Below are 21733 nucleotides of genomic sequence, written 5' to 3'. Positions count from 1 at the left end.
ACTGCGCAGCAGTCACCAGACAACAACAAAAGAACCAAGCCAAGCGGAGCACAACCGATGAAACAGCCCAAACCGAATTTCTATAACCTGGCCTGGCGCTGGCATTTCTATGCCGGTCTGTTCGTCGCGCCATTCATGGTGATGCTGGCCCTGACCGGTGTCATTTACCTGTTCAAGCCGCAACTCGACTCGTTGATGTACGACAGCCTGATGAACGTCCCGGCCGGCCATCACAGCGTCCCGGCCGACGACTTGCTCAAGCGGGTGAAAGACGCGTATCCACAAGCGACGATCAAGCAATACCTGCCACCGGTCAACGCCGAACGCAGCGCGCAATTTGTCGTACTCAATGGCGGCAATGAGCTGAACGTTTTCGTCGACCCGTACCACGGCGACATCCTCGGCGAGCAAGACGCCAAGAAGAATCTGCAAGCGATAGCGCGAGCGATTCATGGCGAGTTGATGATCGGCACGGTCGGTGACCGGCTGATCGAACTGGCCGCTGGCTGGGGCATCGTGCTGGTGGTTTCCGGGGTCTTCCTGTGGTGGCCACGAGGTCAGGCGGCCGGCATTTTATGGCCGCGCCTGAGCAGTCGCGGTCGCGTGCTATGGCGCGACCTGCATGCCGTCACCGGGTTCTGGGGCGCCGCGTTTCTGCTGGTGATGCTGCTCAGCGGCATGACCTGGACCGGGTTCTGGGGCAAGCAATACGCCGGGGTCTGGAACGTGTTCCCGGATGCCATGTGGAATGACATGCCCAAGTCCGACGTCGAGGCCCGCAGCCTCAACACCGCCACGCGCCAGACCGTGCCATGGGCGATGGAAAACACGCCGATGCCGATGTCCGGCGACCACGCCGAACACATGGCCCACGACAGTGCGCAACCCGGCCCCGCCGCACCGACCATCAGCCTGCAAGACGTGCAGAACATCGCCGTGGAACGCAAGGTCGAGCCGGGTTACAGCATTACTTTCCCGACCACGGCCACCGGCGTATTCACCATCGCCGTGTTCGCCGATGACCCGCGCAACGACGCGACCCTGCACATCGATCAGTACACCGGCAACGTCCTCGCCGACGTGCGCTGGGAACATTACGGCCCCGTGGCCCGCGCCACGGAAACCGGCGTGATGTTGCACGAAGGCAAGATGTTCGGTGTGCTCAACCAGATCATCGTGCTGCTGATCTGCCTGATGATTCTGCTCAGTGCCGTCAGCGGCGTGGTGATCTGGTGGAAGCGTCGGCCACAAGGCAAGTTCGGTGTTCCACCGCTGCGCCACGACCTGCCGAAATGGAAAACAGGGGTAGCGATCATGCTGGTGCTGGCGGTGGCGTTTCCGTTGGTGGGCGCTTCGCTGGTGGTGGTCTGGTTGCTGGACCGAGTGCTGTTGTCGCGATTCACCCGACAAACTGAATCAGCCTCATCTTCATCATGAAACAGCCGAGATGCGCGTATTAGAGGGATCTGTAGACTTCGGGCGCTTATCGCACGGTCATTTTTAGTGTTACTGTATAACGCAAATGCACCGCCCAACCCGCAGCCATTGCTGCGGGTTTTCTTTTGGAAGAAGTGTCACCCACCCGATGAACAAGTACCTCTTGTCCGGCCTTTGCCTGCTCGCCCTGAACAACAACGCCCACGCGCAATCGTTGACGCTGCCCGCCGGCACCATCACCGCACCGGCCGTTGACGACGAAACCGTCAACCTCAACACGCCGACCACCGCCGGTTCGCGCCTGAACCTCACGGCACTGGAAACACCCGCCAGTGTGGAAAGCCTGACTGGCGAACAGATCCGCGCGCGCGGTGACCGCAGCGTGCAGGACGCGGCCTCGCGCAGCACCGGGATCAGCCGCACCGGCACGCCGGGCGACGGCGGGACCTCGTTGTCTGCACGAGGCTTTACCGGGCAGAACTCGGTGATGCAGTTGTATGACGGCAACCGGATGTACACCGGCATGGGCACCGTGACCTTCCCGGTCGACACCTGGTCGGTGGAGCGCGTCGATGTGCTGCGCGGCCCGGCTTCGGTGTTGTACGGCGAAGGCGCGACGGGTGCGGTGGTCAATGTGATCCCGAAAAAGCCCTTCGAAGGCGAGATCGAAAACCACGTGCGTCTCGGTTACGGCTCTTATGACAGTCAGCAACAAGCGTTCGACAGCGGCGGTTCGCTGAGCGATACCCTGAGTTATCGCTTGAACCTCAATCGCCTGCGCAGCAACGGTTGGGTCGATCGCGGCGATTCCTCCAGCGACTTCGTCAGCGCGGCCCTGCGCTGGCAGGCCACGGACGATCTGGCATTTACCCTCGCCCACGACTACGGCGACCAGAACCCGATGAACTACTTCGGCACGCCATTGATCAACGGCCGATTCCACGAAGGTTTGCGCGACAAGAACTACAACGTCAGCAACGACAAGCAGCACTACAACGATCAATGGACGCGCCTGACCAGCGACTGGCAAATTTCCGATAACGTCAGCGCGAGCAACGAGCTGTATTACCTCAAGGCCCAGCGCCGCTGGCAGAACGCCGAAAACTACAACTTCGACCGCAACGCACAGCAGCTCAGCCGCAGCGGCTATTTCGGCATCGGCCACCGGCAGGAACAGGTGGGCGACCGTCAGACCTTCACCTTCAAGCACTCACTGTTCGGCCTCGATAGCCAGACCGTGACCGGTGTCGATTACAACCGCATCCGCTTCCAGCTCGACAGCAACTCGCCGTTCAATGACGTGTTGCCCGATGGCCAGCCGATCGATTTGTATCATCCACAACGTGGCAGTTTTGAAAGTGCCAATCCGTATCGCGACCAGTTCCAGAGCACCACCAAACAGATGTCGGCCTTTGCCGAAAACCGCACGCAGTTGAGCGAGCGCTGGTCGCTGGTGACCGGTGTGCGTCGCGACTACGTGCACGTCGATCGCGACAACCTGGTCGATGGCAGCCAGAGCGACAAGACCCTGACCGGCAACAACTGGAAGGCCGGGCTGGTGTTCGCCGTGACCCCGGACACTTCGTTCTACGGTCAGTACGCCACCAGCACCGACGGTGTCGGCGGCCTGATTTCCCTGAGCCCGAGCCAGCAGCAATATGACCTGGCCACGGCGAAACAGACCGAGATCGGTGTGAAGCAGATGTTCTGGGATCAACGCGGCGAGTGGACACTGGCGGCTTATCGCATCGTCAAAAAGAAACTGCTGACCGACGATCCGGGCAACCCGACGCTAAAACAACAGGTCGGCCAACAATCGTCCAATGGCCTGGAAGCCAGCCTCGACCTGCAACTGCCACACGCCTGGCAACTGCAGGCCAACGCGGCCATCGTCAAAGCGAAGTACGACGATTTCGAAGAAGTGGTCGGTGGCGTGCCAGTGTCGCGCAACGGCAATCGTCCGGTGGATGTGCCTAGGCGTACGGCGAATCTGTGGCTGAGCAAAGCGCTCAACGAAGACCTGAAGGCCGGGGCTGGCGTGCGTTACGTCGACGCGCGTTATGCCGACATGGCCAACCAGAACGAGCTGCCGAGCTACACCGTCGTCGATGCCACGTTGTCATGGAAAGCGCTGCGCAATACGACGCTGGGGTTGCAGGTGAACAATCTGTTTGACCGCCAGTATGCGCAAAGCCAATACAATGAGGGGCAGCAGTGGATCCTGGGGGAGCCGCGCTCGTTCTTCGTCACCGCTGATTATCAGTTTTAAACCGTGTCGCTCCCATCGCGAGCAGGCTCGCTCCCACATTTGATCGCATTCCAATGTGGGAGCGAGCCTGCTCGCGAAGGCGTCATCCGCATCACCGTAAATCTCCGAGTAAATGCATGACCTCGCTGAACCTCACCAACCTCGCCTGGACACCCCTGGGCCACGGCCACTGTCATCACCAGTTCCAACTGCGTGATGCCTCGTTGCACGTGGCCGCCGGTGAGTTTGTCGGGTTGATCGGCCCCAACGGCAGCGGCAAGACCAGCCTGTTGCGGTGCGCCTATCGCTTCAGCAAACCGGAAAACGGTGAGGTCCGGCTCGACCACCACAACGTCTGGAAACAATCCTCGCGCTGGTGCGCGCAGCGCATCGCCGTGGTGCTGCAGGAATTCCCCGACGCCTTCGGCCTGACCGTCGATGAAGTGGTCGCCATGGGCCGTACACCGCACAAAGGCCTGTTCGACGGTGACACCCTCGAAGACCGGAATCTCGCAACGCAAGCACTGGAATCCGTCGGCCTCAACGGTTTCGAAGACCACGCTTTCGCCACGCTCTCCGGCGGCGAAAAACAACGCGTGATCCTCGCCCGCGCCCTGGCCCAGCAACCGCAAGTGTTGATCCTCGACGAGCCGACCAACCACCTCGACCCGCGCTATCAGCTGGAACTGTTGCAACTGGTCAAACGCCTGCGGATCGGCACCCTGGCGAGCATCCACGACCTCAATCTCGCCGCCGCGTTCTGTGACCGGCTGTACGTGCTCAATCACGGCCGCATCGTCGCCAGCGGCACACCAAAACAAGTCCTGACCGCCCCGCTGCTGCGTGATGTGTTCGGCGTCGAAGCGCTGATCGATGAACACCCTTTGCACGGCTACCCACGAATCACCTGGATAACCCAACCATGACTTTGCGTTCCCTGCTGTGCGTTGCTCTGTTGCTGGGCAGTAGCCAAGCGTTTGCCGAAGCAACGAAATATCCGCTGACGATCCAGAGCTGCAACCGCGACGTGACCTTCACACAAGCGCCGAAACACGCGGTCAGCCACGACATCAACATGACACAGATGATGCTCGCCCTTGGCCTCAAACCGAGCATGGCCGGCTACAGCGGTGTCAGTGGCTGGAAGTCGGTCACGCCCCAGATGCAGGCCATCCTCGATGGCCTGCCGGAGCTGGCGGCCAAATACCCGTCAGTAGAAACCCTGCTCAACGCCAACGTCGATTTCTTCTTCGCCGGTTGGGATTACGGCATGCGCGTGGGCGGTGATCTCACGCCGCAAACCTTGCAGCCGCTGGGCATCAACGTCTACGAGCTGACCGAGTCCTGCGCCTTCGTCATGAAACGTCCACCGGCCAGCCTGGAGGACACCTACAACGACCTGCGCAACCTCGGCAAAATCTTCGACGTGCAGGATCGCGCCAATGCATTGATCGCCGACATGCAGGCGCAAGTCGCTGATGTGCGCAAGGATCTGCCGGCCGACAAACCACGGGTGTTCCTCTATGACAGCGGCGAAGATCGCGCCATGACCTCGGGTCGCCTGGGCATGCCGCAAGCGCTGATCGACGCGGCGGGCGGGCGCAACATTCTGGATGACGTCGAAGCGAGCTGGACCCGCGTGAATTGGGAGAACGTGGTCGAGCGCAATCCGCAGGTGATCGTGATCGTCGATTACGGTGAAGTGACTGCCGAGCAGAAGACGCAATTCCTGCTCGATAACAAGGCGCTGCAATCGGTTGACGCAATCAAGAACCAGCGCTTCATCGTCATTCCGTATGTGCAGGCCACGCCGGGGATCGACAACGTGCTGGCGGTTGAAACCCTGGCCAAAGGTTTCCACGGCGAATGATCAATAGTCGCTACGCCCTGTTGCTGATTGCCCTCGGCGCGTTGTTGCTGGTGTCGTGCGTGGTGTCGCTGGGCTTCGGCCCGGCGCGGGTGCCGGTGGACGTGGTGTGGCGGATTTTGCTGCACAAGGTGTTCGGTTTTGGCGAGGTGAGCTGGACGGCCGGGCAGGAACACATCGTGTGGCTGATCCGCGTACCGCGCATGTTGCTCGGTGCCTTGGTCGGTGCCGGCCTGGCGCTGATCGGCGCAGTGCTGCAAGCGGTGACGCGCAATCCGCTGGCCGATCCGCACCTGCTCGGCGTGACCTCCGGCGCCACCCTCGGTGCGGTGATCGTGGTGCTGCATGTCGGTGAAATCGTCGGCCTGCTGACCTTGCCCATCGCTGCATTTATCGGCGCGCTGCTGAGCATGCTGATCGTGCTGATGATCGCCAACCGCAACGGTCGGCTGGACAGTGATCGGCTGCTGCTGTGCGGTGTGGCGGTATCGTTCGTGATGATGGCCATCGCCAATCTGCTGCTGTTTCTCGGCGATCATCGCGCCAGTTCGGCGGTGATGTTCTGGATGCTCGGCGGGCTCGGGTTGGCACGCTGGGAATTGCTTGCGGTGCCGGCTGCCAGTGTGCTGCTCGGGCTGGTTTTATTGCTTGGCATGGCCCGACCACTGAACGCGTTGATGGCCGGTGAACAGACGGCCGTGACCCTTGGGCTCAACGCCCGCACCGTACGGTTGCGGGTGTTTTTGATTGCCTCGTTGATGACCGGAGTGCTGGTGTCGATCAGTGGGTCGATCGGATTTGTCGGGCTGATGGTGCCGCACATTGCGCGGCGACTGGTCGGGGCCGAACACCGGCGATTGCTGCCGGTGTGCGTATTGTTGGGCAGCGTATTTCTGGTGTGGGTCGATGTCGCTGCGCGCACGCTGATCGCCCCCGAGGACTTGCCGATTGGCGTGGCCACGGCGGCGATTGGCGGGTTGTTTTTCATCGGCCTGATGCGACGTCGCTGAGCACTTGAGGACGTCAGTTTCTCAGGCTTCCATCAGTGAAAATACGATCCTCTACAGTTCGTCATGACCAGGCAACGCAGGTTTCCAGTTGGCGCTCACAAGCCCGCGACGGCGCCAGTAACCATCGGTGTCCACTACTTCCAGCCGTCCCACGCTGGCGAGTCTGGCGAGGTATGCAGCGACTCCGTCCTTTGCTTCCTCGCTGAAAAACTCCGTTTCCTGAGGCGAGAAGCTGGGGGTGAATTTGAACAGCGCCCCGCCTCGCCCGGTGAAATAGCAGCTGCCGCCGGAGACCCCGCTCTTTTTCACCACGTCCCTGCTGAACCAAAGGTCCGCCAGGGTCAGGTTGTCCAGTAGCAGTTGTTCAGACGCACTGGGGTCCTTCACGAACAGGTTGAAGCGTTTGTAGAACTGATGAACAGCCACCCATTTGAAATCCCGCGGAAAAACCGGCAATGGCAACGGCTGCTCGCCTGGTACCGCGACCGGGGCAATCGGCCCTCCCGGCCCTGAGTAAAACAGTGCGCTGGCAGCGCCACTGTCGAGGCCGTCCTCAAGCGGCTCGACCGCAACGAACGAAGACGATGCCTGGTGTATCAGGACGCCTCCAAGATATTGCTGGCCGACGTACTCGCCAATCAGTCTTTGGGCCGAACGAGCCGCATCATCGGCATGCGCAAATACCGGCCCGAGGGCAAAGCGGTTATCCGGCGCCCATCTCACCAGCCCGATGCCGGTTTTGACACCCTTGGCATCCACCCTGAACGGCGACCAGAAAGTGCTGCGCACCACTGCCTGCAACTCACCGTTCGCGATCACCTTGCGCAGATACTCGAACAGCGTTTCGTGCCCTGATTGCAGCACCTTTTCGTAGGCGAGCGCGACCTGTAACCGGGTCCACTCCGGTGCGCCGGCCTTGGGTTTGTATCGCAACAAAGCGCCATCAGCACAAGACACAAAAACGTTGAGAAAAGTAGTCACTGCCCCGGTGCGCACACGGACAGCGTCCAACCCATACATCAGATCCCGAGGCGAGATGAAACTCTGATTCACGTCGTGCGGCAGTCGCCCCGGCCCGGTCGACGGGCACAGATAGATTCCCTCAACGCTGTATCCCAGAGGTAATAGCCCATCGGGAAATACCTTCTCGACGGCGAGACTTCCTTGCCGCCCGTCGATCGGCATCGTAGTCATATACCGCTCGGCGTTCAGCGACTTGAGCACGAACCCGAACCTCAATCCGGTTCGAGCGCCCACCGCACGGTGGACATGCCGTACGGCGTCGTTCAATTGCGTGAAGACCGGACTGAGCGCCGGATCAGCGATGGCCGACCGATGCACTTGCGATGGACCACCCTCGAAATAAGCGCTCCATGCTGACAACTGCCTGACCTTGCCCCACAGCCGGCTACCCTTGATCACTTGCAACCTGCCGGCGCTTGCAACCTGATTGACATACTCACTCGGGGTTAGCGTGCCATTGCGCATTTGCAGTTCTATCGGGGTGTGCCTGCGCTGCAATTGACTGGGGGGTGCCAATGATCGCGCGAGTTGTTTTTCGGCAGCACTGGCGCTGAGGGTGTAGCTGATCAGGCTGCCATCGAGCCCCAACAGGTATTCCTTGCCAGGCGACAGCGATGGGGAAAGCCCTGAAACGGGCAGGATGCCCGCCATAAAATCGGTGGAAAACATACCGAGATACACGTCCCGTTCGCGGTTCGACAGCGCAAAAACCGGTTCGACCTGCATTCGCGAATGGTAGCGAGCGACAACCGTGCTTCCAGCCAGAAACAACCCCTGTTCGGTCAATTCGTCCAGGCGAACCCAGCTGGCAGGGAAGTTTTCGACCTCGACGGCCACTGGTAACGTCGCAACAAATAAACCATCGAGCCGACGCAGCACCAGGCCACCGTAGATCCGCTCACGCCGCGAGTCCAACTGCGTCAGCGCATAGCGCACTGCATCATCCTGCGACACAAAGACCGGGCTGAGCGCTCGCCGCTGGATCTGCGCGTAGGGTTTCCAATCCGCACCGACAATGCCCGCCTCGTCCCACAGTTCACTGGTGTGCAACACCTTCAGCTCGCTGGCCTTGGCGATCAATTGAATGACGTCGGCATAGGGAGGTGTGCCGTTGACCAACAGCGACCTCAATTGCTGCAAACCTTTCGTGTCGAACCGGGTTGAGGTGGCCGAAAATTGATACCGCAACAAAGCCCCATCCAGTGTCGCAAAAAAAACGCTCAGGTCTTGAAAATGCGTAAGACGTTGCGTGCCCTTGTCGTCATAGATGGCCGCCGCCAGATCGGTCACGCAAGCAAAATGTCGGGCAAACCAGGCATCCGCTGTCGATAACCCGCCGGGAACCCAGCTTGCCGAGTAGTAGAGCGCGAAGGTGCGAAACTCGTCGACCAATACGGGAGCACCAAAGTCACTCGCCTGGTTCAATGCCCCCAGGCGCCCGACCGGCACCGTTTCGGTCGCCACATACTCATCGCGATCCTTGCGCTTGAGAATGAATCCCCAACCTGCCGCAGCCGTGCGGTAATCGAGCCTTGCGCGATGACGGGCGTTCAGTACGGCTGCTTCGGCGCTGGTAAAAATCGCCCCGAGCAACGGAGGGGAAACGCCTACGGGAGTTGACTCATTACCCAGCACCGTTCCTCGCGGCCCCCACACATCATTGCCGGCTACCACACGCAATCGGCCGGTTTCGGCCAGTTCGTCGACAACGGTATCGGGTGCAAGTGTGCCAGACGCCAGCGCCCGGTCGATCAGGGTGGAGCCATCGGCGAGCAGGGCAACTCGCTCGTGCACTTTGTTGCGGGCGGCCACTTTCGATAGATCGGGACTGTAAACCAGCAGGCTGTCTGGCGAACCGGAGAGGTAAAAGTCGACAACATGCGCGCTCTTGTCGAGCACCGAGCGAATGTCTTCGGTGGTGAACATCTGCGCCTGCGTCAATTGCTCTTGTTCGTCGGCACGCACAATGGCGCTTGAGTCAGCTTGCCAACGCGAAGCGTACAGCCCATGAAACGAGTATCCCTCGAGCAACATGATCGGTGCGCCGGTGGCATCGAGGGGGCACAGCCTGTCCAGCACAAACCGTGGTTTTGCGGAAAAAACCGGTTCTGTGGCAACGAAGCGTTTGTTTTGATCCTGCAAAATCATCCCGGCGAAGCCTTGTTCACGCCGGCTGCCGATGTACTCGTGCGCAAAACGTGCGGCATCGTCCGCCATGAGAAAAGCGGGACTCAAACGCCTCGACCTGGCATAGGGCTGCCAGTCGGCACCAACGTTCCCGACAACATCCCATAACGCGCTGTCCTTCAGCACCGTCAGCTCGCCAGCTGCTGCTACCTGCTTCACGTAATCCGCAGGCTTGAGCGTGCCCGCCTTCAGTCGAGCGTTGATATCCGCGCTGTCATCCAACGGAGCTTCACGGATGTGCCCCGAGGGGCGGTATTGCAACACGGCACCATCCCGGGTTCTGGTGTACACATTCAGGTAGTCAGGGTATTCCTGCCGATAAACATCCCAAAGCGAAAATTTGATTCCCGCAGCCAACTCATCCGGTGAAATAAAGTGCTCATAAAGCCATGGGTCGCTGGCACTCTGCGCGCCATCACTGTGCGACAGGAAGTAAACGCCATGCAGGTCGAAATCGAGCAACCTCTCCAGCTTGTGATCGGGTCTCCTCGGAAAGGTATTGAACAACTCGATGGCCACATTCAGTTGGCTGGAGAGAACCGGATAGGTCGCCATGCATTCCGAACTTCCGGCAGACGTGACGACAAAACCCAGATACACACTACCGGAGACTGTGGATACGCTCGTTGCCGCGTCTTCGATAGCCTTGTCCACTTGATCGGAGACGGCACAAAAAAAAGGCTGTGAGACGGGCCGGCTGTGTCCCAGGGCGGTACCAAGGGTCCAGTTCGCCGGCACGTTTCCTCGTACGCCACCCCACTGATCATTGGGCACCAGTACGCTCAGCGTGCCGATCGAGGCCAGTTTCTGAATCAAAAGTTCAACATCGGTGAACGGCCCGAAAGACTTGAACCCCTGTTCAAAGAGTTTTTTCTCCTCTGCCGGCTGAGTGGACTCGTACTTGATCAACGAGTCATCCGGCCCCGACAGATAGTGGCGCTGGCCATAGGCGCCCGGGTCCTGCATGTGGGTCAGGATATGCCCTCTCGAAAAAAAACCGAGGTCTAACTTGATCTGCTCGGCTGTCCACTGCGGATGAGCACGCAGAACTTCAGCGTGGCTGGCCGAATGGGACAGGTAATACGCCGCACCACTGTAGCCCGGTGGGGCAAATAGCTCTCCGACGCGGCCGGTAGACAGCAAGGTGTCAAAATCGAAATGCCCCATCCTCCCGGCCACAGGCAACGTGGGCTGAAATTTTCCATCGCCACGCTGCACGATCACGCCGCCGTAGGCTCTGTCACGACGCGCGCCGATCTGTCGGTGTGCCCAATAGGCTGCATCATCGGCGCTTATGAACGTCGGTCCCAGTGCGGGAAATTTCGCCGGTTCCTGGGGGATTGAAGGTGTGTTGCCAGAGGTGCTATCCATGCGCTACTCACTTGATTTCGAAACCACGATGATCAAGATTTCGCAGCACAGCAGGTGGTACATAGTTATCGCCTGCCGGGTTTTGGCACTGAACTCCCTCGGCACCAATGCTGCGCACTCAGGCGCACCCGCCTTGCAAACAGGCCCCAGTCTGGTGCGCGCTCCAGCCTGCCAATGGCTCTATCACGAGATTTACCGGCCTTTACCGAACAGGCACACCCCTTGCTAAAGACCCTTCAGTAGTCCGCATCTGCCAACCAAGAAAACTCATAAGTTCATGGAGATCGCACAATGAAGCGTCGCAGCTTGATCAAGGCTTTTACACTCACGGCAAGCATTGCCGCGATGGGCATGACCTGGACTGTCCAGGCCGCCGAGACCATCAAGGTCGGTATTCTGCATTCGTTGTCCGGCACCATGGCGATCTCCGAAACGTCCCTCAAAGACATGGCGTTGATGACCATCGACGAGATCAACGCCAAGGGCGGCGTGAACGGCAAGATGCTGGAACCGGTGGTGGTCGACCCGGCGTCGAACTGGCCGCTGTTCGCAGAAAAGGGTCGTCAGTTGCTAACCCAGGACAAGGTCGCCGTGGTGTTCGGTTGCTGGACCTCGGTGTCGCGTAAATCGGTGCTGCCGGTGTTCGAAGAGCTCAATGGCCTGCTGTTCTACCCGGTGCAGTACGAAGGCGAAGAGATGTCGCCGAACGTGTTCTACACCGGCGCCGCGCCGAACCAACAGGCGATCCCGGCCGTGGAATACTTGATGAGCGAAGAAGGCGGCGCCGCCAAGCGCTACTTCCTGCTCGGCACTGACTACGTCTACCCGCGCACCACCAACAAGATCCTGCGTTCGTTCCTGCACTCCAAAGGTGTGGCCGACAAGGACATCGAAGAGGTCTACACCCCGTTCGGTCACAGCGACTATCAAACCATCGTCGCCAATATCAAAAAATTCTCGGCCGGTGGCAAGACTGCGGTCATCTCCACCGTCAACGGCGACTCCAACGTGCCGTTCTATAAAGAGCTGGCCAACCAGGGCCTGAAAGCCACCGATGTTCCGGTCGTGGCGTTCTCGGTCGGTGAAGAAGAACTGCGCGGCATCGACACCAAACCGCTGGTGGGCAACCTCGCGGCGTGGAACTACTTTGAGTCGGTGGAGAACCCGGCGAACAAGAAATTCGTCGCCGACTGGAAAGCCTACGCGAAGAAACACAACCTGCCGGGCGCCGACAAAGCGGTGACCAACGACCCGATGGAAGCCACCTACGTCGGCATCCACATGTGGGCGCAAGCAGCGGAAAAAGCCAAGTCCACCGACGTCGACAAAGTCCGCGAAGCCCTCGCTGGCCAGACCTTTGCTGCGCCGTCCGGTTACACCCTGACCATGGACAAGACCAACCACCACCTGCACAAGCCGGTGATGATCGGCGAGATCCAGGCGGACGGTCAGTTCAACGTGGTGTGGCAGACAGAGGGGCCAATCCGTGCCCAGCCGTGGAGCCCGTTCATTCCTGGCAACGACAAGAAGCCGGAGTATGCGGTGAAGAGCAACTGAGGCACCTGACTGCACTCACACGAAACCTGTAGGAGCGAGGCTTGCCCGCGAAGCTTTTAGCGGCCGTGAGGTCCCCTTCGCGGGCAAGCCTCGCTCCTACAAGGTTCCTCATCGCCTTTCAGGACGTTGCCATGTCCCTTTATCGTCTATTTCTTGCCCTCGCGCTGCTATTGCCGATGGCAGCCCATGCCGGCGACGCCGAAGACTTCGTCGCCGCCAACCCTGTGCAGCAAGCAAAACTGCTGGAAGCCTGGGCCGCGCAGCCCGACCCGGCCCGAATCGAACTGATCAACGCCCTGCAACAAGGCGAGTTGACGGTCGACGGCCAACCGAAAACCTTGCGCCTGAACAATCGCCTGCGGGGTCTGATCGACACCGCACTGGCCAGCCATCAATTGCTCGCCACCGACGCCAAAACCCGTCTGGCCGCCGCGCAGCAATTGCAGAAAAGCGCAAAACCGGCGCAGCTGAAATTCCTCGACCAGCAACTGGCTGGCGAACACGACGAAAATGTTCACGCCGCGCTCAGCCTCGCGCTGGCCAACCTGCAACTGGTGGACACCGACCCGGCCGTACGCCTTGCCGCTGTGCGCCTGCTCGGTGAAACCGGCGATCCACTGGCTCGCACTCGACTGGAGAGTTTGCTGGAGCCGGGTGTCGAAGCCGACGCCAATGTGCGCACGGCTGCCGAAACCAGTCTGGCCCAAGTCAAACGCAAACTGCTGATCGGCGAGATGCTCGGTCAGGCCTTCAGCGGCATGTCCCTCGGTTCGATCTTGCTGCTTGCGGCGCTCGGGCTGGCGATCACGTTCGGCCTGCTCGGCGTGATCAACATGGCCCACGGTGAGATGCTGATGCTCGGCGCCTACTCGACCTACGTCGTGCAGTTGCTGTTCCAGCGCTTTGCCCCGCAAGCCATCGAGTTCTACCCATTGATCGCGTTGCCGGTGGCGTTTTTCGTCACGGCGGCGATTGGCATGGCGCTGGAACGCACAGTGATTCGCCACCTCTACGGCCGCCCACTGGAGACCCTGCTCGCCACGTGGGGTATCAGCCTGATGCTGATCCAGCTTGTTCGATTGGTGTTCGGCGCGCAGAACGTCGAAGTGGCCAACCCGGCGTGGTTGTCGGGCGGGATCCAGGTGTTGCCGAACCTGGTGCTGCCGTACAACCGCATCGTGATCATCGCCTTCGCCCTGTTTGTGGTGGTGCTGACCTGGCTGCTGTTGAACAAGACACGCCTGGGCCTGAACGTGCGCGCCGTCACGCAGAACCGCAACATGGCCGCCTGCTGCGGCGTGCCGACCGGGCGTGTGGACATGCTCGCCTTCGGCCTCGGCTCGGGCATCGCCGGCCTTGGCGGCGTGGCGCTGAGTCAGATCGGCAACGTCGGCCCGGACCTCGGCCAGAGCTACATCATCGACTCGTTCCTGGTGGTGGTGCTCGGCGGCGTCGGGCAGTTGGCCGGTAGCGTGCTCGCCGCGTTCGGGCTGGGCATCGCCAACAAGATTCTCGAACCGCAGATCGGCGCCGTACTCGGCAAGATCCTGATCCTCGCGCTGATCATTCTGTTCATCCAGAAACGTCCGCAAGGCCTCTTCGCACTGAAAGGACGGGTGATCGACTGATGAACCAGCCCCTGATGCTCACGGCCAGCCAAAAGGCCGGCCCCAAAGTGACGATTGCCGTCGGTGCGGTGATCCTTGTTTTGCTGTTGACGTTGCCGCTGCTGTCGCTGTTGTCGCCAGACAGCGCCTTCCATGTCTCGGCTTACACGCTGACCCTGGTGGGCAAGATTCTTTGCTACGCCATCGTCGCCCTCGCCCTCGATCTGGTCTGGGGTTACGCCGGTCTGCTGTCCCTCGGTCACGGTCTGTTCTTCGCCCTCGGCGGTTACGCGATGGGCATGTACCTGATGCGCCAGGCCTCGGGCGATGCCTTGCCGGCGTTCATGACCTTCCTGTCGTGGACCGAATTGCCGTGGTACTGGACCGGCACCAGCAGCTTCCTCTGGTCGATGTGTCTGGTGGTGTTGGCGCCGGGTTTGTTGGCGTTGGTGTTCGGCTTCTTTGCCTTCCGTTCGCGGATCAAAGGCGTGTATTTCTCGATCATGACCCAGGCCCTGACCTTCGCCGGGATGCTGCTGTTCTTCCGCAACGAAACCGGGTTTGGCGGCAATAACGGCTTCACCAACTTCCGCACCATTCTTGGCTTTGGCATCACCGAACCGGGGACGCGCGCGGTGTTGTTTTTCGCCACGGTGGTGTTGCTGGTGGCGAGCCTGTTTATCGGCTGGCGACTGGCGCAAAGCAAATTTGGCCGAGTGCTGACCGCCCTGCGCGATGCAGAAAACCGCCTGATGTTCTGCGGTTACGATCCACGCGGTTTCAAGCTGTTTGTCTGGGTCTTGAGCGCCGTGCTGTGCGGTCTGGCGGGCGCGCTGTACGTGCCGCAAGTCGGCATCATCAACCCGAGCGAAATGTCACCGACCAACTCCATCGAGGCCGCCGTCTGGGTCGCACTCGGTGGTCGCGGCACGCTGATCGGTCCGTTGCTCGGTGCCGGCGTGGTCAACGGCATGAAAAGCTGGTTCACCGTGGCGTTCCCCGAATACTGGCTGTTCTTCCTCGGCGCGCTGTTCATCGTCGTGACCTTGTACCTGCCCAAAGGCGTGATCGGCCTGCTGAAGAAAAGGAGTGACCAATGAGAGTGACTGCGACGGCTGAATTCATGCTCGAGCCGGCTTTCTATCCACCGCAGCCGAACAAGGACGCCGGCACCAGCCGCGACGCCATCGGCCTCGGGCAACGCGTCGGCCCCGGCCTGAATACCCGCCACGGCACCATCCTGACCCTGGAAGACATCAGCGTCAGCTTCGATGGTTTCAGGGCACTGAACGATTTGAACCTGTACATCGGCGTCGGCGAATTGCGCTGCATCATCGGTCCCAATGGCGCGGGCAAGACCACGCTGATGGACGTGATCACCGGCAAGACGCGCCCCAGCCATGGCAAAGCCTGGTTCGGTGAAACCCTCGATCTGACGCAGATGAGCGAAGTGCAAATTGCTCAGGCCGGCATCGGGCGCAAGTTTCAGAAGCCGACGGTGTTTGAAGCGCTGAGCGTGTTTGAAAACCTCGAACTGGCGCAGAAAACCGACAAGTCGGTGTGGGCCAGCCTGCGGGCTCGCCTGAGTGGCGAACAGAAAGATCGCATCAGCGAAGTGCTGGAAACCATTCGCCTGACCACCTCGGTCAATCGCCCGGCAGGCTTGTTGTCCCACGGGCAGAAGCAGTTCCTGGAGATCGGCATGTTGTTGATGCAAGACCCGCAATTACTGCTGCTCGACGAGCCTGTGGCGGGCATGACCGATGCCGAAACCGAGTTCACTGCCGAGCTGTTCAAGAGCCTGGCGGGCAAGCATTCGCTGATGGTGGTGGAACACGACATGGGGTTTGTCGGCTCGATTGCCGACCACGTCACCGTGTTGCACCAGGGCAGCGTGCTGGCCGAAGGGTCGCTGGAGCAGGTGCAGGATAACGAGCGGGTGATCGAGGTGTACCTAGGTCGCTGATTGTGGCTTTTCGCTTATTTGCTTTTTGTAGGAGCGAGGCTTGCCCGCGAAGCTTTTGGCGGCCTTGAGGTCCCCTTCGCGGGCAAGTCGGATCGCCGCACCGCTCGCGCCTACAGGGATTGAGGAGATTTCAGAAATGCTGCAAGTCGACAAGCTGCACCAGTACTACGGCGGTAGCCACATCCTGCGCGGCCTGACGTTTGACGTGAAGGTCGGTGAAGTCACCTGCCTGCTCGGGCGCAACGGTGTGGGCAAGACCACGCTGCTCAAATGCCTGATGGGTTTGCTGCCGGCCAAAGAAGGCGCGGTGAACTGGGAAGGCAAACCGATCACCACGTTCAAGCCACACCAGCGGGTGCATGCCGGGATCGCTTACGTGCCTCAGGGCCGGGAGATTTTCGGTCGGCTGACGGTGGAGGAAAACCTGCTGATGGGCCTGTCGCGGTTTCCGGGCAGCGAAGCGAAAGAAGTCCCGGCGTTCATCTACGAGCTCTTCCCGGTGTTGCTGCAAATGAAGCAACGACGCGGCGGTGACCTGTCTGGTGGCCAACAGCAGCAACTGGCAATCGGCCGGGCGCTGGCCAGCCGTCCTCGGCTGCTGATCCTCGACGAGCCGACCGAGGGCATCCAGCCGTCGGTGATCAAGGAGATCGGCGCGGTCATCAAGAAGCTTGCGGCACGCGGCGACATGGCGATTCTGCTGGTGGAGCAGTTCTACGATTTCGCCGCTGAACTGGCCGATCAATACCTGGTGATGTCCCGCGGCGAGATCGTGCAGCAGGGTCGCGGCGAAAATATGGAAGCCGAGGGTGTGCGTGGCTTGGTTACGATCTAATCTGTAGCGTCCTAACGATAATTAGACATCATGAATTTACCTGCCCACACAACGCTGTTCACGCCTAGCTGGCACGCCGAGCTGGAACTGGGCTACGCCCGATTCGGCGACAGTACACGCCCGGTTCAGCGTCGGCATAAAGGGCCGCTGCGGGTGCAAAAGCATCTGTACGCCGAAGGGCCCGAGGTTTGCCAGCACATCATCGTGCATCCGCCCGGTGGGATTGCCGGCGGTGATCGGCTGGACATCAGCGCCAGCGTTGGCCGCGATGCGTGGGCACAAATCACCAGCCCCGGCGCGGCCAAGTGGTATCGCGCGGCAGGGCCGGCTTATCAGACACTTGATCTGAAAGTGGCCAACGGCGCGACACTGGAGTGGTTACCACAAGAGACGATTATCTTCAGCGCCGCCCAGGCAGAACTCAACACATCCATTGATCTGGAAGGTGATGCGCGGTTGTTTTACTGGGACGTGGTGGCACTGGGTCGTCCGGCCAGTGGCGAGCGCTTTGACCTCGGGCATTTTCAGGCGCAGCTGGATATCCGCCGCGACGGCCAGTTGCTCTGGCACGAACGCCAGCGCATTGTCGGGGATGACGGGTTGCTCGATTCGCCGATTGGCCTGGATGGGCAACCGGTGTTTGCGACGTTGTTGGTGACGGGGGAGATTGACAGTGAACTGCTGGAAACCTGTCGCTCGCTGCCCAATGACGTACGCGGGGATTTGACCCAGTTGCCGGGCCTGTTGGTAGCTCGGTGCCTGGCCAGCGAGGCGCTGTTGGCGCGAGGCTGGTTGATTGATTTGTGGCGATTGCTCAGGCCTGCGTTGCTCGGTCGAGAAGCCGTCCCACCCAGAATATGGAGCACCTGAACACAATCCCCTGTAGGAGCCGGCTTGCCGGCGATAGCGGTGGATCAGTCGACATATTTATCGACTGAAAGGACGCCATCGCCGGCAAGCCGGCTCCTACAGGGTTATGTATTTACAGAGTCGAATTTTTTTAATCTGCCGATTATGGATTCCAAACGATGGACCTGACCCCACGCGAAAAAGACAAGCTGCTGATCTTCACCGCCGGCCTCGTGGCCGAGCGGCGTTTGGCGCGCGGCGTGAAACTCAACTACCCGGAAGCCATGGCCTACATCTCCGCAGCGCTGCTCGAAGGCGCGCGTGACGGCCAGACGGTGGCCGAGCTGATGCACTTCGGCACCACCCTGCTCAGCCGCGAACAAGTGATGGAAGGCATCCCGGAAATGATCCCGGAGATCCAGGTCGAAGCCACCTTCCCCGACGGGACCAAACTGGTCACCGTCCACCAACCCATCGCCTGAGGCCGTGCCATGACTTACCACATCCGCGATGCGGTGCACGCCGATCTGCCGGCGATCCGCGACATCTACAACGACGCCGTGCTCAACACCACGGCGATCTGGAACGAACAGGCCGTGGACCTGGGCAACCGCCAGGCCTGGTTCAGCACCCGGCAAGCCCAGGGCTATCCGATCCTGGTGATCGTCGACGGCGATAACAACGTACTCGGCTACGCTTCATTCGGTGACTGGCGACCGTTCGACGGTTTCCGCCACACCGTCGAGCACTCGGTCTACGTACGCAGCGATCAACGCGGCAATGGACTGGGTCCGCAATTGATGGACGTGTTGATCGAGCGTGCCAAAGGCTGCGACAAGCATGTGATGGTCGCTGCCATCGAAAGCGGCAATGCCGCTTCCATCCGCCTGCATGAACGCGTCGGCTTCGTGACCACCGGGCAGATGCCGCAGGTGGGCACCAAGTTCGGCCGCTGGCTGGACCTGACCTTCATGCAACTGACCCTCAATCCTGGCGCGGAGCCGCCGCCCGCCAACAAGGAGTAATGCCCGATGAACGCCGCCCAACTGCGCCGCGTCAATGTTGAAAGCTTTGCGCACTATCGTCAGGGTTTGATTGATCTGCTGCTCGACGCTGTCAGCTATGGCGCCAGTGTCGGGTTCATGGCCGATCTGGATGCCACACAGGCACGCGCCTGGTTCGATGGCGTTCAAGAGGAGCTGAACAAGGGCAACGTGCTGCTGTGGGTGGTGGTCAAGGACGAGCAAGTGCAGGCCAGTGTGCAACTGACCTTGTGCCAGAAGGCCAACGGCCTGAACCGCGCCGAAGTGCAGAAGCTGCTGGTGCGTGAACACGCGCGCCGCCGTGGGTTGGGCCAACAATTAATGAGCGCCCTGGAACAGGCCGCGCTCCAGCACAAGCGCGGCATGCTTTACCTCGACACCGAAGCCGGTTCCCCGGCCGAGGATTTCTACAAGGCTCTGGGCTACACCCGTGCGGGAGAAATCCCCGACTACGCCTGCGACCCGAGCGGTCGTTACAAGCCGACCGCCCTCTACTACAAGATTCTCCAAGGAGCCCATTGATGATTCCCGGTGAATTCCAGATCCAGCCCGGCGACATCGAACTCAACGTCGGCCGCCGCACCGTCAGCCTGAAAGTGGCCAACAGCGGCGACCGGCCGATCCAGGTCGGCTCGCACTACCATTTTTTCGAAACCAACGACGCCCTGACCTTCGACCGCGCCGCCAGTCGCGGCATGCGCCTGAACATCCCCGCCGGCACTGCCGTGCGCTTCGAACCGGGGCAGAGCCGCGAGGTCGAGCTGGTTGACCTGGCCGGGCATCGCCGGGTATTCGGGTTTGCCGGGCGGGTCATGGGTGACCTGTAAGTAATACGTCGTTTGCACTGGCCCCATCGCTGGCAAGCCAGCTCCTACAGGGGATCGCATTCCACCCCACATTCTGCGGCGGATGCGATTCCTTTGTAGGAGCCGGCTTGCCGGCGATAGCGAGCACCGCGAGCGATCTCGAATCCAATTGAATCTCAAGGCGAACGAATGAAGATTTCCCGTCAAGCCTACGCCGACATGTTCGGCCCCACCGTCGGTGACAAGGTCCGTCTGGCCGACACCGAGCTGTGGATCGAGGTGGAAAAAGACTTCACCACCTACGGCGAAGAAGTGAAATTCGGCGGCGGCAAAGTCATCCGCGACGGCCAGGGCCAAAGCCAGCTGCTGGCCGCCGAAGTCGTCGACACGGTGATCACCAACGCGCTGATCATCGACCACTGGGGCATCGTCAAGGCCGACGTCGGCCTCAAGGACGGGCGCGTGGCAGGCATCGGCAAGGCCGGCAACCCGGACGTGCAGCCGAACGTCACCATCGCCATCGGCGCCAGCACTGAAGTGATCGCCGGCGAAGGCATGATCCTCACCGCCGGCGGCATCGACACCCACATCCACTTCATCTGCCCGCAGCAGATCGAAGAGGCGCTGATGAGCGGCGTGACCACCATGATCGGCGGCGGCACCGGCCCGGCCACCGGCACCAACGCCACCACTTGCACCTCCGGCCCATGGCACCTGGCGCGGATGCTTCAAGCGGCGGATGCGTTCCCGATGAACATCGGCCTGACCGGCAAAGGCAACGCCAGCCTGCCGGAGCCGCTGATCGAGCAGGTCAAGGCCGGCGCCATCGGCCTCAAGTTGCACGAAGACTGGGGCACCACCCCGGCGAGTATCGACAACTGCCTGACGGTGGCCGATCAGTACGACGTGCAGGTGGCGATTCACACCGACACCCTCAACGAATCCGGTTTCGTCGAGACCACCCTCGCCGCCTTCAAGGGCCGCACCATCCACACTTACCACACCGAAGGCGCGGGCGGCGGTCACGCACCGGACATCATCAAGGCCTGCGGTTTTACCAACGTGTTGCCAAGCTCGACTAACCCGACCCGGCCCTTCACCCGCAACACCATCGACGAACACCTCGACATGCTGATGGTCTGCCATCACCTGGACCCGAGCATTGCCGAAGACGTGGCCTTCGCCGAAAGCCGCATCCGCCGCGAAACGATTGCCGCCGAAGACATCCTCCACGACCTCGGCGCGTTCTCGATGATCAGCTCCGACAGCCAGGCCATGGGCCGCGTCGGTGAAGTGATTACCCGCACGTGGCAGACCGCCGACAAGATGAAAAAACAGCGCGGCCCACTGCCGGGGGATGGCCAAGGCAACGACAACTTCCGCGCCAAACGCTACATCGCCAAGTACACCATCAACCCGGCGATCACCCACGGCATCAGCCATGAAGTGGGCTCGGTCGAAGTTGGTAAGTGGGCGGATCTGGTGCTGTGGCGCCCCGCGTTTTTCGGGGTCAAACCAACATTGATCCTCAAGGGCGGGGCCATTGCGGCCAGCCTGATGGGTGATGCCAACGCCTCGATTCCGACGCCGCAACCGGTGCACTACCGCCCGATGTTCGCCAGCTACGGCGGCTCGTTGCACGCCACCAGCCTGACGTTCATCAGCCAGGCGGCGCAGGAGGCAGGACTTCCCGAAGCACTGGGCTTGAAGAAGAAAATCGCTGTGGTCAAAGGTTGCCGCGATGTGCAGAAAACCGACTTGATCCACAACGACTACCTGCCGAGTATCGATGTCGACCCACAGACGTATCAGGTCAAGGCCGACGGCGTTCTGCTTTGGTGCGAGCCAGCGGATGTACTGCCGATGGCCCAGCGTTACTTCCTGTTTTAATCGGCCAAATCACCGGAGCCTGGCGTGCCTGGCTCCG

General features: G+C 60.8%; 17 protein-coding genes. 16 read left to right on the top strand and 1 reads right to left on the bottom strand.

The window, feature by feature from the left end:
• The first annotated feature begins 57 nt into the window (after positions 1–57).
• From J4E42_RS05245 to J4E42_RS05225, 5 genes are all read left to right on the top strand, one after another.
• A complete protein-coding gene (locus J4E42_RS05245; RefSeq protein WP_207284758.1) occupies positions 58–1437 on the top strand; it encodes a PepSY domain-containing protein in 1380 nt (459 codons plus the stop codon).
• Positions 1438–1585: 148 nt separating this feature from the next.
• On the top strand, positions 1586–3706 hold the full coding sequence (locus J4E42_RS05240) for a TonB-dependent siderophore receptor (RefSeq protein ID WP_207284757.1): 2121 nt from the start codon (positions 1586–1588) through the stop codon (positions 3704–3706).
• Positions 3707–3822: 116 nt separating this feature from the next.
• Positions 3823–4611, top strand: a complete 789-nt coding sequence (locus J4E42_RS05235; protein WP_008038702.1) for an ABC transporter ATP-binding protein — start codon at positions 3823–3825, stop codon at positions 4609–4611.
• Positions 4608–5555 (top strand): ABC transporter substrate-binding protein, encoded by a 948-nt coding sequence (locus tag J4E42_RS05230; RefSeq protein ID WP_207284756.1) that lies wholly within the window; start codon positions 4608–4610, stop codon positions 5553–5555. Before J4E42_RS05235 ends, J4E42_RS05230 begins: the two co-directional genes overlap by 4 nt.
• Complete coding sequence (locus J4E42_RS05225; protein WP_207284755.1) at positions 5552–6562, top strand: iron ABC transporter permease; 1011 nt, start codon at positions 5552–5554, stop codon at positions 6560–6562. Before J4E42_RS05230 ends, J4E42_RS05225 begins: the two co-directional genes overlap by 4 nt.
• 51 nt (positions 6563–6613) lie before the next feature.
• On the opposite strand, the gene J4E42_RS05220 is transcribed toward J4E42_RS05225, so the two are convergent.
• Positions 6614–11143, bottom strand: a complete 4530-nt coding sequence (locus tag J4E42_RS05220) for a hypothetical protein (RefSeq protein WP_207284754.1) — start codon at positions 11141–11143, stop codon at positions 6614–6616.
• Positions 11144–11434: 291 nt separating this feature from the next.
• On the opposite strand from J4E42_RS05220, the gene urtA reads away from it, so the two are divergent.
• The 11 genes from urtA to ureC all read left to right on the top strand — a co-directional run bounded on the left by urtA (position 11435) and on the right by ureC (position 21696).
• Positions 11435–12700, top strand: a complete 1266-nt coding sequence (gene urtA / locus J4E42_RS05215; protein WP_008031211.1) for an urea ABC transporter substrate-binding protein — start codon at positions 11435–11437, stop codon at positions 12698–12700.
• A gap of 131 nt (positions 12701–12831) precedes the next feature.
• Complete coding sequence (gene urtB / locus J4E42_RS05210) at positions 12832–14328, top strand: urea ABC transporter permease subunit UrtB (protein ID WP_207284753.1); 1497 nt, start codon at positions 12832–12834, stop codon at positions 14326–14328.
• The gene (gene urtC, locus J4E42_RS05205) at positions 14328–15407 is read left to right on the top strand and encodes an urea ABC transporter permease subunit UrtC (RefSeq protein ID WP_207284752.1); all 1080 of its coding nucleotides are present in this window, start codon (positions 14328–14330) and stop codon (positions 15405–15407) included. The genes urtB and urtC overlap by 1 nt, the downstream gene beginning before the upstream one ends.
• Positions 15404–16273, top strand: a complete 870-nt coding sequence (urtD, locus tag J4E42_RS05200) for an urea ABC transporter ATP-binding protein UrtD (protein WP_207284751.1) — start codon at positions 15404–15406, stop codon at positions 16271–16273. Before urtC ends, urtD begins: the two co-directional genes overlap by 4 nt.
• A gap of 136 nt (positions 16274–16409) precedes the next feature.
• Positions 16410–17108: an urea ABC transporter ATP-binding subunit UrtE gene (gene urtE, locus J4E42_RS05195; protein ID WP_008031204.1), complete on the top strand. Its 699-nt coding sequence runs from the start codon at positions 16410–16412 to the stop codon at positions 17106–17108.
• 30 nt (positions 17109–17138) lie between these two features.
• Positions 17139–17978, top strand: coding sequence for an urease accessory protein UreD (locus J4E42_RS05190; protein WP_207284750.1), 840 nt, complete (start codon positions 17139–17141; stop codon positions 17976–17978).
• Positions 17979–18136: 158 nt separating this feature from the next.
• Complete coding sequence (gene ureA, locus J4E42_RS05185) at positions 18137–18439, top strand: urease subunit gamma (RefSeq protein ID WP_007907366.1); 303 nt, start codon at positions 18137–18139, stop codon at positions 18437–18439.
• Between the two features lie 9 nt (positions 18440–18448).
• Positions 18449–18982 carry a GNAT family N-acetyltransferase gene (locus tag J4E42_RS05180; protein WP_008038694.1) on the top strand — a complete coding sequence of 178 codons (534 nt, stop codon included), beginning with the start codon at positions 18449–18451 and terminating at the stop codon, positions 18980–18982.
• 6 nt (positions 18983–18988) lie between these two features.
• The gene (locus tag J4E42_RS05175; RefSeq protein WP_008031197.1) at positions 18989–19522 is read left to right on the top strand and encodes a GNAT family N-acetyltransferase; all 534 of its coding nucleotides are present in this window, start codon (positions 18989–18991) and stop codon (positions 19520–19522) included.
• On the top strand, positions 19522–19827 hold the full coding sequence (locus tag J4E42_RS05170) for an urease subunit beta (RefSeq protein WP_008038692.1): 306 nt from the start codon (positions 19522–19524) through the stop codon (positions 19825–19827). Before J4E42_RS05175 ends, J4E42_RS05170 begins: the two co-directional genes overlap by 1 nt.
• A gap of 168 nt (positions 19828–19995) precedes the next feature.
• A complete protein-coding gene (gene ureC, locus J4E42_RS05165) occupies positions 19996–21696 on the top strand; it encodes an urease subunit alpha (RefSeq protein WP_207284749.1) in 1701 nt (566 codons plus the stop codon).
• Positions 21697–21733 lie beyond the last annotated feature (37 nt).

This window comes from Pseudomonas sp. FW300-N2A2, assembly GCF_017351735.1.
GTDB lineage: Bacteria > Pseudomonadota > Gammaproteobacteria > Pseudomonadales > Pseudomonadaceae > Aquipseudomonas > Aquipseudomonas migulae.
This window is presented reverse-complemented; position numbering and strand designations above follow the sequence as displayed.